A 15,875-nucleotide genomic window follows, 5' to 3' on the forward strand; every position below is an offset into this window, starting at 1 on the left:
TGTCTATTATAAATTGTACAATTCCAATTTTAAAGCGGAATGTTCCCGTGTTTCTTCTTCGGTCTGGATTCTTGCTTATTTCGCAGCATTTCGAGAGCTTGAATGAGTTTGATTCTTGTTTCACGAGGGTCAATGACATCATCGACCATTCCTCTGCTTGCCGCAACATATGGATTAGCAAATTTTTCACGGTATTCTTCAATTTTTTGCGCTCTAGTTGTCTCCGGATCTTCACTGTTTTGAATTTCCCGGGCGAAAATAATATTTGCCGCCCCTTGAGGCCCCATCACTGCAACCTCTGCATTCGGCCAAGCAAAAACAAGATCAGCACCAATCGCTTTACTATTCAAAGCCACATATGCCCCGCCAAACGCCTTTCGCAATATGACGGTTAGCTTTGGAACAGTTGCTTCAGAATAAGCGTATAAAATTTTAGCACCATGGCGGATAATTCCCCCATGCTCTTGTTTAACACCAGGGAAAAATCCCGTTACATCCTCAAAAGTGATAATCGGAATATTAAAGGAATCACAGAAACGAATAAATCTCGCTGCCTTATCAGAAGAATCGATATCAAGACCGCCCGCCATAAATTTCGGCTGATTGCAGACAAGACCAACGACTTCACCCTTAATTCTCGCTAAGCCAACGACAATGTTCTTTGCAAAGTCTTGATGAATCTCCATAAAGGAAGTCTTATCAACCACCTGCTCTATAACCTTCCGTACATCATAAGGACGTACTGCATCGAACGGGATGACATCTGTTAAATCCGGACGATAATCGTCTTCATTGTCTACATGCAGCATAGGTGGCTTTTCCTCATTATTTTGCGGCAAATAGCTTAATAAATGGCGAACCCGATCGATGACTTCCGCCTCTGTTTTGGCTTTAAAATGCGCATTGCCGCTAATCGTATTATGTACGTTTGCTCCGCCTAAATCCTCAGCAGATATTTTCTCTCCAGTAACTGTTTCAATTACTTTAGGTCCTGTAATAAACATTTGGCTCGTATTTTCAACCATAAAAACAAAGTCAGTGATCGCAGGCGAATAGACTGCTCCACCTGCACACGGTCCCATGATGACGGAGATTTGCGGAATCACACCTGAATAAATCGAATTTCGGTAAAAGATATGGCCATATCCATCTAATGACACAACACCCTCTTGAATTCTCGCACCGCCAGAATCATTCAAACCAACAAATGGCGCCCCATTTTTTGCAGCTAAATCCATCACATTGGCAATTTTCTTCGCATGCATCTCACCAAGTGCTCCTCCGAAAACCGTGAAATCCTGAGAAAATAGAAAAATCGGTCTGCCATTAACTTTTCCATACCCAGTTACAACCCCATCTCCTGGCCCCTTCTGTCCATCCAGTCCAAAATCAGTACAGCGATGTTCAATAAACGGATTTAGCTCAACGAAAGTCCCTGGATCCACTAGTAAATCAATTCGCTCTCTTGCCGTTAGCTTCCCCTTCTCATGCTGCTTTGCAATTCTTTCATCCCCCCCGCCAAGTTCAATTTCTCTTCGGCGGTCATATAATTCGTTAATCTTTTCATAGATGTCTGCCATGGTCCTTATTCATCCTTTCCTTTCGCAAAATTCATAAAGCACTTTTCCTGTAGATTTTGGATGCATAAATGCAATCTGTGCTCCACCTGCACCCATTTTTGGGGCGTCATTCAGCATGGAAATTCCCTTTTCTTTCATTTCATTAATCCGATCCTGGATGGATTCCACACCTAATGCAACATGATGAAGACCTTCTCCACGATGCTCGATAAATTTTGCGACAGCGCTTTCAGGATTAGTAGGCTCCAATAGCTCGAGCTTCGTATCTCCGGCTTTAAGGAAAGCAACTTTAAGCATTTCACTTTCCACCTCTTCAACGCCAAGCAGAGGAAGCTTTAGAATGTCCGTATAAAAAGGCAATGCCTTCTCAAGTGAGCGAACTGCAATTCCGATATGATCAACCTTTTTAATCATATGTTCCCCTCCAATTGCTATCCTTCTAAAATTATAATCTTTTCTATACTAAAGTGAAACATCAATCATGAATAGGATTCCTTTTATCAAGCTAAGAAGTTGCAATAAAACAGTCATATTATGTATTCTCTAAATATGTCGAAAAATCCTTTCTAAATCGAGCGGTTGTTCATTTTGATTTTTCCTAGTAAAATGTAAGTAGGAGAAAATAGATTAAAGGGGGAATTCTTTTGTCTAATAAAAAAGCACGTAAGATCATCGTTTATTTAATGATTTTTGCAATGCTGGCATCTTCATTGTTTGTTGGAGCCTCGATGTTTTTCTAGTAGATTTTAAAAAGCAGTGGATTAGAAATCCACTGCTTTTTTATTGGATCGCCCCATAGGAACGCCCAATATCTTCAAAATGATTCGGAGAGGAAACAATTAATATTTTCGTACCAACTGGAACCAAATCATATAATGATTCGACTGCTTCATTTTGCAGGCGGATACAGCCTTGAGAAACATATTTTCCAATGGATGCTGGATTATTTGTGCCATGGATTCCATAAATCCTCCCATCGGTTTCCGCTGCATCAAATCCTATCCACCTTGATCCTAGAGGATTATCAGGATCACCGCCCTTAATATCATTTTTCCGATAATAAGGATCTTTCGCCTTTACCGTAATCGTAAAAAAACCTTCAGGTGTTAAATCTTCTGTCTTGCCTGTTGCCGCAGCGATCACTGTTTGAACTTTATTGTCATGAATAAAAGCTATTTCATTCGTTTTTTTATTGACAATAATAAAAGGGTCACCAGGCAATGGATTTTCTCCTAACGGCCAAATGGGCGAAAATGCCAGTGCTATTAGCATGGAAGAAATAAGCTTAAACATGTGATCACCAACCTTTTAAAGGATAGTTTTCACTTTAATCATTATTAACATGCATCTTTCTTCCAATTGGCAGCTCCTTCGTTGTACTTTTGATCAATAAATACTCTTCCATTTCTCGCGTAAATTGAAAAAGAGCCGCTCTAGCTTCGAATTCGATCCTCGTTTTTGGCAACTCCATGATCTTAAATGATTCATTCATTTCATAAAGCTTGTCTAAAAATATTTGGGCAGTATTTCCCGGGTGAATATTTTTTGATAACTCCTCAATAAAATCAGCAACCATTTCTCCTTGTTCAACAGTATGCGAAATGGAGGTAGCAATTGGCAAAACCCGTTCAATAATTTCGAACTGTTTTTCCCGCATTTTAAAGTAATGATAAAAAATATTTTCATTGCGAAGTAGATGATTTTCTACATCCCTGTAGGAAAGGGCCTCAGCTTCCTCAATCAGCCTCGCAGTCTCCGTGATTTCGAGCCCGTCCCAGTCACTCTCATTTACACGCAGATAGATCACAATTTCTTCGAATATCCGTTTAAAATTTTCTTCAATCTGCACTTGATATTCACCTAGCTTCTGATCCAAGCTTGGCATAAAAAGATTTGCAATCAGCGCAACACCTATCCCTATGGTAATAATCCCAATTTCATTAAGAATGATTTCTGTCGTTACCTGCCCTGCGGCATAAATATGTAAAATAATCACACTGCTTGTCACAATTCCATCACTAATCTTAAGCATGACAGTAATTGGAATAAAAAATAGCAGCAAAAGACCAATCATTAATGGGTGATAAGCAATTCCTTCAAAAATCAATCCTGATAAAAGCATGGCGATAAGACAGGCAAAAAAACGGTCTAATGATGCCCTTAGTGACATCTTTTTTGTAGGTTTTATACAAAGAATGGTAATAATTCCAGCTGCAGCGAAATTAGTAAAACCAAATATTTGTGCTAAGATGATGGCAGCAGTTGTACCAATCGCTGTTTTAATCGTTCGATAGCCGATACGAAACTTCATAGTTTGTTAGCTCCTAGTCAAATCCTTTATATGCGAATAATTATAAGCTTCATAACAAATTATGTCCAAAAAAAAGAAGATGATCAAATAGAAATCATCTTCTTTTTTATTCGTAATTTCCTTATTAACATATTTTCCTACATGATTTACAGAACTTTTTGCAAGAAATCCTGAGCACGTGCGGATTTAGGATTAGCAAAGAATTCATTTGGCGGGGCATCCTCCACTAGCACCCCTCCATCAAGAAATAGAACTCGATCAGCAACCTCTTTAGCAAATCCCATTTCATGAGTAACAATCGCCATAGTCATTCCAGTATGTGCTAACGACTTCATAACATCCAACACCTCTTTGACCATTTCAGGGTCAAGTGCTGAGGTTGGTTCATCAAATAGCATGACATCTGGCTGCATGGCTAGTGCTCTAGCTATCGCTACCCGCTGCTTCTGTCCCCCAGATAAGCGATTTGGGTATTCAGAAGCCTTTTCAGAAAGCCCCACCTTGGCTAATAACTCAAGACCAATCTTTTCTGCTTCCTGCTTTGAAAGGCCTTTAACCGTCATAGGCGCATATGTTAAGTTTTGCAGCACCGTTTTATGAGGAAATAGATGAAAATGCTGAAAGACCATCCCTACATTTTGACGGACCTTCATAATATTTGTTTTCTTATTTGTAATATCTTGATCACCGATCCAAATCTGACCAGCAGTTGGCTTCTCCAGAAAATTAATACAGCGAAGAAAAGTTGATTTTCCAGAGCCTGATGGGCCAATAATGGCCACAACTTCCCCATCCTTTATGGTCGTTGAAATTCCCTTCAGCACTTCAAGCTTACCGAACTGTTTATATAAATTTTCAACCTTAATCACTGCGTCTCATCCTCCTTTCGACTGCTTTTCCAAGGAATGTTAAAGTAATAACCATTAAATAGTAAATGAGACCAGCTAATAGCAATGGTTCAATAAAGCGGAACTTGTCGGCACCGACCTGATAAGCCCTGCGCATAATATCCATTACGCCAATCGTTGTTACAATAGCAGATTCCTTTGTTAGAGTAATAAATTCATTCATAAGTGCTGGCAAAATGTTCTTTAAAGCCTGCGGTAAAATGATATTCAGCATCATCTTGCTGTATGGGACTCCAAGTGCTTTCGCTGCCTCGCTTTGTCCTTTATCAACAGCAAGAATCCCTGCCCGAATAATTTCGGAAATATAGGCAGCAGAATTCATCCCAAATGCTAGAACAGCGGCAAAATATGGTTCAATTTGATAACCAAAAATTTGCGGTGATCCAAAGTAAATAATCATTAATTGCAGCACTAAAGGCGTACCACGGAAAATAGAAGTATATAGATCTGCAAACCATAACAGCGGTTTAATGGAGCTAATCTTAAAAAGTGATAATATAATTCCTAGAACAAACCCTAATAATGCAGCTAAACCTACTATTTGGAGTGTTACGGTTATTCCCTTTAAAATATATGGAAGGGAAGGGAGAATGGAAGAAAAATCAAAATTCATCCGAATGCTCAGTCCTCTCTCAATCAGCTAAACCAAAAGGGCAAAAACGTTCAGAAGCCCGATTACTTCTGAACGTTTATCGCCACTTAAGCCATATTATTTCTCTTCAAACCATTTTTTAATAATCGCATCTACTTCGCCATTATCAATCATTTCTTTTAATACATTGTTAAATTCTGCTGTTAGCTCGCTGTTTTTAGGCAATGCAATTGCATATCCGCCATCTGCATCTTCAACAGTAAACCCTTCGATGTCAGCGTTATTATCTAAGTAACCTTTAGCAACTGTATCTTCAATAATTGCTGCATCTAAACGGCCAGCTTTAATTTCTTGAATCAATTCAGGAATACGGTTGCGGTTTTCCACAGACATTTCCACTGTTTCAGCTAACTCTTTAGCTTTCTCTTCTTGAATGGATCCTAATTGAGCACCAATCTTTTTGCCTTTAAGATCCTCTACCTTCGTAATTCCACTATCTTTTTTAGAAACTATCATATGCTTTGATGTATAGTATATTTCACTAAAATCTACACTTTTCTTTCTTTCTTCTGTTGCAGACATCGCTGCCATAACGAAATCAACTTGACCAGATTGCAGAGCTTGAATTAAACCGCCAAAATCCATATCACGAACTTCAAATTCATAACCTAATTTTTCTGTTACAGCTTTTGCAATATCAATATCGACTCCAATAATGTCATCGCCTTTAGCTGTATCGATGTATTCAAACGGAGCATAATCTCCTGATGTCCCCATGATTAATGTCTTCTTGTCAGATTCCTTTTTCTCTGATCCATTTGCTGAAGGCTCTTCACTTGTTCCACATGCAGCAAGTAAGCCCATTAATAGAATACTAACAAAAAAATAAGAAACTATTTTTTTCATATTCATTTCCTCCTATATGTTTCTGAAAATTATTATTATTGAAATATATTATCGTTGATTGTCTATTAATTTTCAAGTACTCTTTTAAAAATTAATATTTATTCAACTAAATGTATTTTAACACATGTTAATAATTATGCAATATATTTTTTTGATCTATACTATTTCACTATTCTGACAAATATTCTTTTAAAAATAAATAGCAGCCTATTAATATTTCGTTGCATAAATATAAAAAATATTGGATTTTAATAATATGAACAAACAAAAGAAAAAGCCCCTAAAAAGGGACTTTTACAGGTCTTCACAATATTGTTCAAAAGCATTTTGCAGTTTTTGAACGACAGCCATTGGTTCGTGTCCTTCGATTTCATGACGTTCAATCATTGTAACCAGTTTTCCATCTTTTAGTAATGCGAAAGAGGGTGATGATGGCGGATATCCTGTAAAATACTCTCGTGCAGCCGCAGTGGCCTCTTTATCCTGTCCGGCAAATACAGAAACTAAATGATCAGGGCGCTTATCATAGTGAACGGAGTGTGCTGCTGCTGGTCGTGCAATTCCACCGGCACAGCCGCAAACAGAATTAACCATTACTAGAGTAGTTCCTGATTTTTTCAGAGCTTCTCCCACCTCGTCTGGTGTTTTTAGCTCTTCATAGCCAGCAGCCACGATTTCTTTACGTGCTTGATTAACGACATCCGTCATAAATAAATTAAAATCCATATTCATATAAATTGTTCCTCCTTATTTCAAAAGTATGCCATACTTACATCATACCAATAATTAAACATACTTTTCAATGCAACTGCATGATGGACAGCTTCCATTTACAAATTTTTCATGTATGCCTCAAATAATTCTCCCACTGCCGAAGTGACAGTACGATTCCCAGCAATGACTTCGTTTTCCATCTTTGGCAGCAGCTGCTTGACATCCTGATGATAGAAAAAGCTGAATTGCAGCTGATCTATGATCATAGAATAAATCCATTCCTTTGTCTGCACTCTTCTTCGTTCAGCAAAAACACCTGATACTTTCGTATGCTGTTCAAAGGTTTTAATTGAATCCCAGATTTCCTCCATTCCTTCATTGTACTTGGCCGAACAAGTAAAAGCTTTTGTTTCCCAGCCTTTTGTTGCGGGCTGCAGAAAATGGAGGATTCGGCTATATTCGGATTTTGTTTTTAATGCGAGCTTTTTATTTTGTCCATCCGCTTTATTAACGACAACCGCATCTGCCAGTTCCATAATTCCTTTTTTCATCCCCTGAAGCTCATCCCCTGCCCCAGTTAATGTCAAAAGCATAAAAAAGTCGACCATATCTCTGACAATCACTTCGCTTTGTCCAACACCAACTGTTTCAATAAGGATGACATCAAAGCCAGCCGCCTCACAAATCAGCATCGTTTCTCTCGTTTTTCTGTGAACACCCCCGAGCTTGCCGGCAGATGGGGAAGGGCGAATATAGGCTCTTGGATTCCGAGAGAGGTGCTCCATTCTCGTTTTATCACCAAGAATGCTTCCTCCGCTGATTTTTGAGCTCGGATCGATGGCAAGAACCGCCACCTTCAAGCCTAAATCACATAAATAAGATCCGAAAGCTTCAATAAAGGTACTCTTTCCTGCCCCTGGAACACCGGTTATCCCAATTCGAAGAGCTCTCCCCGAATACGGGAGGAGCTGCTGCAAAAGCTCCTGAGCTTTACGAAAATGGTGCTCCGCATTACTTTCAATTAAAGTTATGGCACGTGCAAGTATGGAGCGGCTTCCTTCAAGAATGCCAGCGGCTAATTCATCATTATTAAGTTCAAGCTTATTCTTCTTTTTAAATCTAGTATTCTTTGTAAATCCATAGCCCTCCTGCGGCAATTCTACCCCCTTCTTTACTACACTTGTAAAGCTGTCAGGGTTTGCGCCATCAAACCATTCAGGTTTTTTCTCCTTATCCATTTGCTACTTCCTCGTACCCTAGCCGGCTATAAATCTCACGAATGACTTTTTGCGCTGCCACAGGAATAACTGTACCGGGTCCAAATATAGCTGCTGCACCTTGTTCATATAAGTATTGATAGTCTTGAGCTGGAATAACCCCGCCAATGACGACTAGAATATCTTCCCTGCCAAGCTTTTTAAGCTCATCAATCAACTGAGGAAGTAGTGTTTTATGGCCTGCAGCCAATGAACTAATGCCGATAACATGAACATCATTTTCAACTGCCTGTTTTGCTGTTTCATCAGGTGTCTGGAATAATGGGCCAATATCTACATCAAAGCCTAAATCCGCAAATGCTGTTGCAATGACTTTTGCTCCACGATCATGTCCGTCCTGTCCCATTTTGGCTATGAGAATTCGCGGTCTTCTTCCTTCATTTTCCAGGAAGTCATCCGTCATCGTCTTCACTTCTGCAATTTCTTCTTCATTAGAAAATGCAGAACTATAAACACCGCTAATTGATCGAATGATCGCTTTATGACGGTTAGCCACCTTTTCGATCGCATAGGAAATTTCACCAAGTGTTGCCCGAGCTCTTGCCGCTTGAACAGCTAGCACCAGCAAATTGCCATTCCCTGTTTCAGCAGCCTGCGTTATCGCTTCAAGTGCCAGAATGACCTTCTCCTCATCACGAGCAGACTTTAAATTTTCTAGTTTTTCGATTTGCTTTAAGCGGACTGCGGTATTGTCAATATCCAAAATCTCAATGGGCTCTTCTTGTTCAAGCCGGTATTTATTTACACCGATAATCGTTTCTTTCCCAGAGTCAATCTGTGCTTGCCTGCGTGCAGCCGCCTCTTCAATTTTCATTTTTGGCAGTCCTGTTTCAATAGCCTTTGCCATTCCGCCAAGATTTTCAATTTCTTCAATATGCTCCCAAGCCCGTTTGATTAGTTCATCTGTTAGGGCTTCAACATAATAGGAACCTGCCCATGGATCAATTACATTTGTTATCCCCGTTTCCTCCTGCAGATAAAGCTGTGTATTTCTTGCAATCCGTGCGGAAAAATCGGTTGGTAATGCAATGGCTTCATCTAAAGCATTTGTATGAAGTGACTGTGTGTGCCCCATTGCCGCAGCATGTGCTTCAATTAATGTTCTCGTTACATTATTAAATGGATCCTGCTCGGTTAAACTCCAGCCCGAAGTCTGAGAGTGAGTTCTAAGCGCCATCGATTTTGCATTTTTCGGCTCAAAGGTTTTCATCATCTTTGCCCAAATAAACCGGGCTGCACGCATTTTGGCGACTTCCATAAAGTAATTCATGCCGATTGCCCAGAAAAACGATAGTCTTGGAGCAAAAGAATCGACATCTATTCCAGCCTTTAATCCCGTTCTAACATACTCCAGGCCATCAGCAAGTGTATAGGCTAGCTCAATATCTGCCGGTGCTCCCGCCTCCTGCATATGATAGCCGGAAATACTGATGCTATTAAACTTTGGCATATATTTAGAAGTATATTGGAAAATATCAGCAATAATTTTCATTGACATTTCCGGGGGATAAATATACGTATTTCTTACCATATATTCTTTTAATATATCATTTTGAATTGTGCCTGATAATTTGTCCTGGCTGACACCTTGCTCTTCTGCCGTTACAATATAGAAAGCCATGATCGGAAGAACTGCACCATTCATTGTCATGGATACAGACATTTGATCTAAAGGGATTCCTTCGAAAAGCGTTTTCATATCTAGGATAGAATCTATCGCTACTCCAGCTTTTCCAACATCTCCAACAACTCTCGGATGATCAGAATCATAGCCTCGATGTGTAGCAAGGTCGAAAGCAACTGATAGCCCCTTTTGCCCCATTGCCAGGTTTCTTCGGTAAAAAGCATTACTTTCCTCAGCTGTTGAAAATCCAGCATATTGACGGACTGTCCATGGACGGTTTACATACATGGTCGGATAAGGCCCACGGGTATATGGAGGCAAACCAGGTGCACCATCCATATGCTGCAAGCCTTTAAGATCATCCTCTATATATAGAGGTTTTATAGCTATCTGTTCATTCGTTTCAAAAAGAAGATCATCAATCGAAGCATTAATTTCTGCTTCTGCTTTCTTAATCCACTCTTCCTTAGATGGCTTCTGCCCGTCAAAAAGAGGAATGCTTTTAAAATCTGGCTTTTTATTCATTGCTTGCCACCTCCATTTCGCTTAACAGAGTAGATAGGATTTCAAAACAATTACTGCGAAGGTGAATAAATTGATCGACCCCGGCTAGCCTATATTGCTCCTGTTTATCTGCATCCGGAAGTCCGGCAAGATAAAGCTTCACATCGGGCCGCTTTTCTTTTATTAAGCTAATAATTTCAATTCCCGATTCGTCATACTGTTTGTCCGATCCGCAAATAACATAGTGTTTTAGATTAGACTTTATCACGAATTGCACAGCTTTTTCTGACTCAACCATATTCGAACTTTCGTATACGTGAACCCCGCCCGGGGCAAGGAAACCAATTATAAAATCCGTTCTTGCTTTGTGGGCCTTTAACTCCCCTAAACAAATTAATCCAGCTGCCGGCTTGTTCCCTGCTTTCCCTATTCTTTCCGCCAGTTTGCGCAGTTGTTCAAATGGCTCTGATAATCGGACTTGAGGAATGCCCACTTGATTAGCGTTAGCGCTTTCATTTAACTGTAGCGGAGAGTCACTTAGGTTTGCGTAAACATTCGTTCCAATTACACTTTTCTTTCTTGTGAAAATATCCTCGCTTCTTTTAGCCAGGACTTCAGCAATTTGAGCTTTTACCCAGCCAGACGCCAAACATTTCTCAATTCCATCTTGATCTTCTATTTCCTGAAATAATGCCCAAGCTTTTTCGGCAAGCTCTTCTGTTAAACTTTCAATATACCAGGAGCCCCCAGCTGGATCGATCACTTTTTCTAAATGAGCTTCATGTTTTAAGATTAATTGAGTATTGCGTGCAATTCGTTCAGAAAAAGGTGTTGACCTTCCTTCTGGTTCATTAAATGGACTAACATGAAGATATTGAATTCCCCCAAGGACTGCTGCAAATGCTTCATTCCCTGCTCTTAGAATATTTACATATGGGTCAAAAACGGTTTTCGTAAATGCAGCCGTTTCGGCAGTAATGACCATGCTGTGATCTTGAGAATTAAGCCCGTATGCTTCCGTTACCTTATTCCAAAGAAGTCTTGCAGCACGAAGCTTTGCTATTTCCATGAAAAAGTTTGCACCAATGGAAAATTTAAAAACCATTTTACTGAAGATTGTATCAAGCTTTAGTCCTTGGTTATGCAGCTCCTGTACATGGTGAACCCCTGTTGATAATGCCAAAGCAAGTTCTTGAATAGCATTGGCGCCTGCATGATTGTAGACACTTGAATTAACAAGGATAGTCCGAAGATTTGGCATGCTGCTATTAGTTGATTGGATTATATTAGCAAATTTGTCGTATGAAGCTTTTTTAACTGCTGTGCCATTTAAAGCCGTTACCGCTAAAGGATCCATAGCAATATAGCCTGAAATCTTTTCACAATTAGACAATTTCGACAGTTCTGCGAGAAATTCTATTTGTTTTTCATTTATTTCAATTGAAAAAGGAAATTTAGAATACAAGCCCTCTATTAAACTCATAAATTCTTCAATGGTAACTTTATCGGCATTAATCGCAATGGCGGATTGGCCTTTTTCTAACGATGTAAGAAGGGTTTCCCTAAGGCTTTCCCCCTCTTGCACTACTATTTTCTGTGCAACCTTCCATTCCTGTGAAAGATAGCCAAGCGAATTGAAACCCCTTCTGTAGTCAGGCTGACCAGGAAGTTGAGAGGCTTTTTCGTTATCAAAATCCTCTTTTGTATAGAGAGGCTTTAATTTAATATTTTCATACGTTTTTGTGTTTAAGGAATTTACAGGTTTCCCTTTTAAGGCTTCCTCGGCTTTTTGCTCCCAATCACTAAGGGAAAACGTATCAAATGATTCATTCATCATCTTTTTTATTGTCATCATCACTGTCTTAACGACAGCTTCCCCTCCCTCCGTATGCTTATATATATTTTATTACACATAAAATAAACAAGCAATTGCCACTAGTCTTAAAAAGGGGCCGCCAACTTACTTGGCAGCCCCTAGAAATCATTCCCGCTTATTAATAGACGGATGTATTTTCTTTTGATGTATTTTCAAGAATTTCTTTCACACGCTGCAGAAAGCGTCCGCAAACAAGTCCATCTAATACACGATGGTCTAGTGACATACAAAGGTTAACCATATCACGAACGGCGATCATTCCGTTGTTCATTACAACCGGGCGTTTAACAATGGATTCAACCTGAAGAATAGCTGCCTGTGGATAATTAATAATTCCATTAGACTGAATAGAACCAAATGAACCTGTATTGTTAACGGTAAACGTTCCTCCAGACATTTCTGCTGAAGTCAGCTTTCCAGCCCTTACCTTTGCTGCAAGCTCATTAATTTCACGTGCAATGCCTTTGATTGTTTTCTCATCTGCATGTTTAATAACAGGTACAAACAATGCATCTTCTGTAGCAACGGCGATAGAAAGATTAATATCTTTCTTTTGGATGATTTTGTCGCCAGCCCACATGGAATTAATTTGTGGATATTCTTTCAAGGCTTGCGCAACAGCTTTCACAAAGAAAGCAAAGAATGTCAGGTTAAAGCCTTCTTTTTTCTTAAATTCATTCTTAATTGAATTACGATATTCGACTAAATTTGTTACATCGACTTCAATCATTGTCCATGCATGTGGAGCTTCATGCTTGCTGCGAAGCATATTAGCTGCGATTGCCTTACGTACACCAGATACAGGGATTTCTATATCCCCTGGTAGAACCGGGACATTCGGAGCCGATGCAGTTTGTTTTTCAGTTACTGCAGTTTGTGTCGCAGCTTGCGAAGCAACTGGTTGCGGTGATGCAGTTTCTGTTTGTGCAGGCTGACTAGCTTGTGGAATATTACCTGACTCAATAATCTTCGTTAAGTCTTTGCGAGTAATCCGGCCGCCAGCACCTGTACCTGTTACAAGGCTTAAATCAATGCCATGCTCTTGAGAGAGCTTTAATACAGCAGGTGAGTAGCGAGCTTTGTTCCCCTCTTCTGCCGAAGGAGCAGGTACAGCCGATGCAGCCGGAATGTTGCCGGCCTTATCAGCAGGTGCTGCAGCTTCAGCTTGTGGGGTAACTGGAGCATCAGCAGTACCGCCGCCTTCTGTTTCAATAGTCAGAATCACATCACCTACTGCATAGGCAACACCTTCTTCTGCAATTAATTCTTTAATTGTTCCGGTAAAAGAAGATGGAACTTCTGCATTTACTTTATCAGTCATTACTTCTGCAAGCGGGTCATATTTATTTACTTTATCTCCAACAGAAACTAACCATTTACTTATTGTGCCTTCAGTAACACTTTCACCTAATTGAGGCATCTTAATTTGTTCAATTGCCAATGAATTTGCCCTCCTTCTAGCTTCAGAACTTTAGCTGTATTCTATAATTTTTAGCATCTGCGTCTAAACTGGACGCATGCGCTTTCCTATTAAAATTCAGCTAGTTCTCTCATTGCTTTTTCAACTTTATCTGGATTGACCATGAAGAATTTTTCCATCGTTGGAGCATATGGCATAGCAGGAACATCAGGGCCAGCAAGACGCTTAATCGGTGCATCAAGCTCAAAGAGGCAATTTTCAGCGATAATAGCTGAAACTTCACTCATGATGCTTCCTTCTTTGTTATCCTCTGTTAATAATAAAACTTTACCTGTTTTTGAAGCTGCTTCAATAATCGCTTCTTTATCGAGCGGATAGACGGTTCTTAAATCTAGAATGTGCGCAGAGATGCCGTCTTTTGCTAATCTTTCTGCTGCCTGAAGAGCGAAATGAACACATAATCCGTAAGTAATGACAGTAATATCTTCACCTTCACGCTTTACGTCAGCTTTCCCAATTGGCAGCACATAATCATCATCTGGAACTTCTCCTTTAATTAAACGGTATGCACGTTTATGTTCAAAGAAAAGAACGGGATCTTCATCACGGATTGCTGCTTTTAATAATCCCTTCACATCATAAGGTGTAGAAGGCATGACTATTTTTAGGCCGGGCTGGTTGGCAAATATGGCTTCAACAGATTGTGAATGATATAAAGCGCCATGAACGCCTCCGCCATAAGGTGCACGAATAACGATAGGACAGCTCCAATCATTATTGGAGCGGTAACGAATTCTTGCCGCCTCAGAAATAATTTGGTTGACAGCGGGCATAATAAAGTCAGCGAATTGCATTTCTGCTATCGGACGCATTCCGTACATAGCCGCTCCAATTCCAACTCCGGCAATAGCAGATTCGGCAAGCGGTGTATCAATGACACGATCCTCTCCAAATTGGTCATATAAGCCTTGAGTTGCTTTAAATACGCCGCCTTTTTTGCCTACGTCTTCCCCTAAAATAAAAACCTTCGGATCTCTCTCCATTTCTTCACGGATTGCCATTGTAACAGCATCAATATAAGAAATTACAGCCATTATAGTTCCCCCCTACTATTCAGCATAAACATATTTCAGTGCATGGTCCGGTTCTGCATACGGTGCATTTTCTGCATAATCAGTCGCTTCATTAACTTGACCCATAACACGATCATTTATTTCTTTCTCTTTAGCATCATTCATAATTCCTAATTCCTTCAGATAAGCACCAAAGGTTATGATTGAATCCTTTTCCTTCGCTTTGGCCACTTCATCAGGTGAACGATAGCTGCGGTCATCATCATCAGAAGAGTGTGGTGTTAAACGATAAGAAACTGTCTCGACAAGGGTTGGCCCTTCTCCTCTTCTTCCTCTGTCAGCTGCTTCCTTAACAGCTTTATATACGGCAAGCGGATCATTGCCATCAACCGTAACTCCAGGCATACCATATCCAATCGCACGATCAGATACATTTTCGCAAGCTAATTGCTTTTCAATTGGAACTGATATCGCATATTTATTATTTTCACACATGAAAATTACTGGAAGCTTATGCACTCCCGCAAAGTTAGCACCTTCATGGAAGTCTCCCTGGTTTGAGGACCCTTCACCAAATGTCACGAATGTTACTAAATCTTTTCCTTCCATTCTTCCTGCCAATGCGACACCTACAGCATGAGGAACTTGAGTAGTAACAGGCGAAGAACCCGTAACAATACGATTTTTCTTTTGGCCAAAGTGTCCAGGCATTTGTCGCCCGCCTGAGTTTGGATCTTCCGCTTTTGCAAAAGCGGAAAGCATTAAATCTGTTGGAGTCATCCCGAATGTAAGAACAACACCCATATCCCGGTAGTATGGAAGAACATAATCCTTTTCCTTATCAAGTGCAAAAGCTGCTCCAACCTGTGCTGCTTCTTGACCTTGGCATGAAATTACGAAGGGAATTTTACCAGCACGGTTTAATAGCCACATCCGCTCATCAATGCGACGGGCTAAAAGCATGGTTTCATACATATTTAATACCGTTTCATCACTTAAACCTAACTCTTTATGACGGTTTTCAACCATTTCAATACCTCCTAAATAAGTATGGATCAAGAGCTGAAAAGCCCTTGTTTGCTTTATGAAA

General features: G+C 40.0%; 15 protein-coding genes. 1 reads left to right on the top strand and 14 read right to left on the bottom strand.

Annotated elements, in window-relative coordinates:
• Window positions 1-29: 29 nt before the first annotated feature.
• Together V7127_RS14550 and mce are read right to left on the bottom strand one after the other, a co-directional pair.
• A complete protein-coding gene (locus V7127_RS14550; RefSeq protein WP_335487076.1) occupies window positions 30-1,580 on the bottom strand; it encodes an acyl-CoA carboxylase subunit beta in 1,551 nt (516 codons plus the stop codon).
• 9 nt (window positions 1,581-1,589) lie between these two features.
• Entirely contained in the window at window positions 1,590-1,994 is a 405-nt protein-coding gene (gene mce, locus V7127_RS14555) for a methylmalonyl-CoA epimerase (protein ID WP_335347713.1), read from the bottom strand.
• Window positions 1,995-2,224: 230 nt separating this feature from the next.
• On the opposite strand from mce, the gene prli42 reads away from it, so the two are divergent.
• A complete protein-coding gene (prli42, locus tag V7127_RS14560) occupies window positions 2,225-2,320 on the top strand; it encodes a stressosome-associated protein Prli42 (protein ID WP_315665429.1) in 96 nt (31 codons plus the stop codon).
• A 40-nt stretch (window positions 2,321-2,360) separates the two neighbouring features.
• On the opposite strand, the gene V7127_RS14565 is transcribed toward prli42, so the two are convergent.
• From V7127_RS14565 to V7127_RS14620, 12 genes are all read right to left on the bottom strand, one after another.
• A complete protein-coding gene (locus V7127_RS14565; RefSeq protein ID WP_335355261.1) occupies window positions 2,361-2,873 on the bottom strand; it encodes a L,D-transpeptidase in 513 nt (170 codons plus the stop codon).
• A 34-nt stretch (window positions 2,874-2,907) separates the two neighbouring features.
• Window positions 2,908-3,891 carry an aromatic acid exporter family protein gene (locus V7127_RS14570; protein WP_335355262.1) on the bottom strand — a complete coding sequence of 328 codons (984 nt, stop codon included), beginning with the start codon at window positions 3,889-3,891 and terminating at the stop codon, window positions 2,908-2,910.
• Window positions 3,892-4,037: 146 nt separating this feature from the next.
• Complete coding sequence (locus V7127_RS14575; RefSeq protein WP_335355263.1) at window positions 4,038-4,760, bottom strand: amino acid ABC transporter ATP-binding protein; 723 nt, start codon at window positions 4,758-4,760, stop codon at window positions 4,038-4,040.
• Window positions 4,753-5,412: an amino acid ABC transporter permease gene (locus tag V7127_RS14580; RefSeq protein ID WP_335347710.1), complete on the bottom strand. Its 660-nt coding sequence runs from the start codon at window positions 5,410-5,412 to the stop codon at window positions 4,753-4,755. The genes V7127_RS14575 and V7127_RS14580 overlap by 8 nt, the downstream gene beginning before the upstream one ends.
• Before the next feature lie 96 nt (window positions 5,413-5,508).
• On the bottom strand, window positions 5,509-6,297 hold the full coding sequence (locus V7127_RS14585; RefSeq protein ID WP_335487080.1) for a transporter substrate-binding domain-containing protein: 789 nt from the start codon (window positions 6,295-6,297) through the stop codon (window positions 5,509-5,511).
• Between the two features lie 294 nt (window positions 6,298-6,591).
• A complete protein-coding gene (locus tag V7127_RS14590) occupies window positions 6,592-7,029 on the bottom strand; it encodes a BrxA/BrxB family bacilliredoxin (protein ID WP_335487084.1) in 438 nt (145 codons plus the stop codon).
• A 98-nt stretch (window positions 7,030-7,127) separates the two neighbouring features.
• Entirely contained in the window at window positions 7,128-8,249 is a 1,122-nt protein-coding gene (gene meaB, locus V7127_RS14595) for a methylmalonyl Co-A mutase-associated GTPase MeaB (protein WP_335487087.1), read from the bottom strand.
• Window positions 8,242-10,437, bottom strand: a complete 2,196-nt coding sequence (scpA, locus tag V7127_RS14600) for a methylmalonyl-CoA mutase (RefSeq protein ID WP_335487090.1) — start codon at window positions 10,435-10,437, stop codon at window positions 8,242-8,244. Before scpA ends, meaB begins: the two co-directional genes overlap by 8 nt.
• Window positions 10,430-12,271: a methylmalonyl-CoA mutase subunit beta gene (locus V7127_RS14605; protein ID WP_335487093.1), complete on the bottom strand. Its 1,842-nt coding sequence runs from the start codon at window positions 12,269-12,271 to the stop codon at window positions 10,430-10,432. The genes scpA and V7127_RS14605 overlap by 8 nt, the downstream gene beginning before the upstream one ends.
• A 139-nt stretch (window positions 12,272-12,410) precedes the next feature.
• Window positions 12,411-13,733, bottom strand: a complete 1,323-nt coding sequence (locus tag V7127_RS14610) for a dihydrolipoamide acetyltransferase family protein (protein WP_335487096.1) — start codon at window positions 13,731-13,733, stop codon at window positions 12,411-12,413.
• 89 nt (window positions 13,734-13,822) lie between these two features.
• Window positions 13,823-14,806, bottom strand: a complete 984-nt coding sequence (locus V7127_RS14615) for an alpha-ketoacid dehydrogenase subunit beta (protein ID WP_335487099.1) — start codon at window positions 14,804-14,806, stop codon at window positions 13,823-13,825.
• A gap of 15 nt (window positions 14,807-14,821) precedes the next feature.
• On the bottom strand, window positions 14,822-15,814 hold the full coding sequence (locus tag V7127_RS14620; protein ID WP_335344131.1) for a thiamine pyrophosphate-dependent dehydrogenase E1 component subunit alpha: 993 nt from the start codon (window positions 15,812-15,814) through the stop codon (window positions 14,822-14,824).
• Window positions 15,815-15,875: the final 61 nt, after the last annotated feature.

The sequence above is a fragment of the Bacillus sp. JJ1773 genome, from assembly GCF_036962035.1.
Taxonomy (GTDB): Bacteria; Bacillota; Bacilli; order Bacillales; family Cytobacillaceae; genus Cytobacillus.

Coding starts and splice junctions, on each gene's coding strand:
- V7127_RS14550 (WP_335487076.1), bottom strand. CDS start 1,580: ATGGCAGACATCTATGAAAAGATTAACGAATTATATGACCGCCGAAGA.
- mce (WP_335347713.1), bottom strand. CDS start 1,994: ATGATTAAAAAGGTTGATCATATCGGAATTGCAGTTCGCTCACTTGAG.
- V7127_RS14565 (WP_335355261.1), bottom strand. CDS start 2,873: ATGTTTAAGCTTATTTCTTCCATGCTAATAGCACTGGCATTTTCGCCC.
- V7127_RS14570 (WP_335355262.1), bottom strand. CDS start 3,891: ATGAAGTTTCGTATCGGCTATCGAACGATTAAAACAGCGATTGGTACA.
- V7127_RS14580 (WP_335347710.1), bottom strand. CDS start 5,412: ATGAATTTTGATTTTTCTTCCATTCTCCCTTCCCTTCCATATATTTTA.
- V7127_RS14585 (WP_335487080.1), bottom strand. CDS start 6,297: ATGAAAAAAATAGTTTCTTATTTTTTTGTTAGTATTCTATTAATGGGC.
- V7127_RS14590 (WP_335487084.1), bottom strand. CDS start 7,029: ATGAATATGGATTTTAATTTATTTATGACGGATGTCGTTAATCAAGCA.
- meaB (WP_335487087.1), bottom strand. CDS start 8,249: ATGGATAAGGAGAAAAAACCTGAATGGTTTGATGGCGCAAACCCTGAC.
- scpA (WP_335487090.1), bottom strand. CDS start 10,437: ATGAATAAAAAGCCAGATTTTAAAAGCATTCCTCTTTTTGACGGGCAG.
- V7127_RS14605 (WP_335487093.1), bottom strand. CDS start 12,271: ATGATGACAATAAAAAAGATGATGAATGAATCATTTGATACGTTTTCC.
- V7127_RS14615 (WP_335487099.1), bottom strand. CDS start 14,806: ATGGCTGTAATTTCTTATATTGATGCTGTTACAATGGCAATCCGTGAA.
- V7127_RS14620 (WP_335344131.1), bottom strand. CDS start 15,814: ATGGTTGAAAACCGTCATAAAGAGTTAGGTTTAAGTGATGAAACGGTA.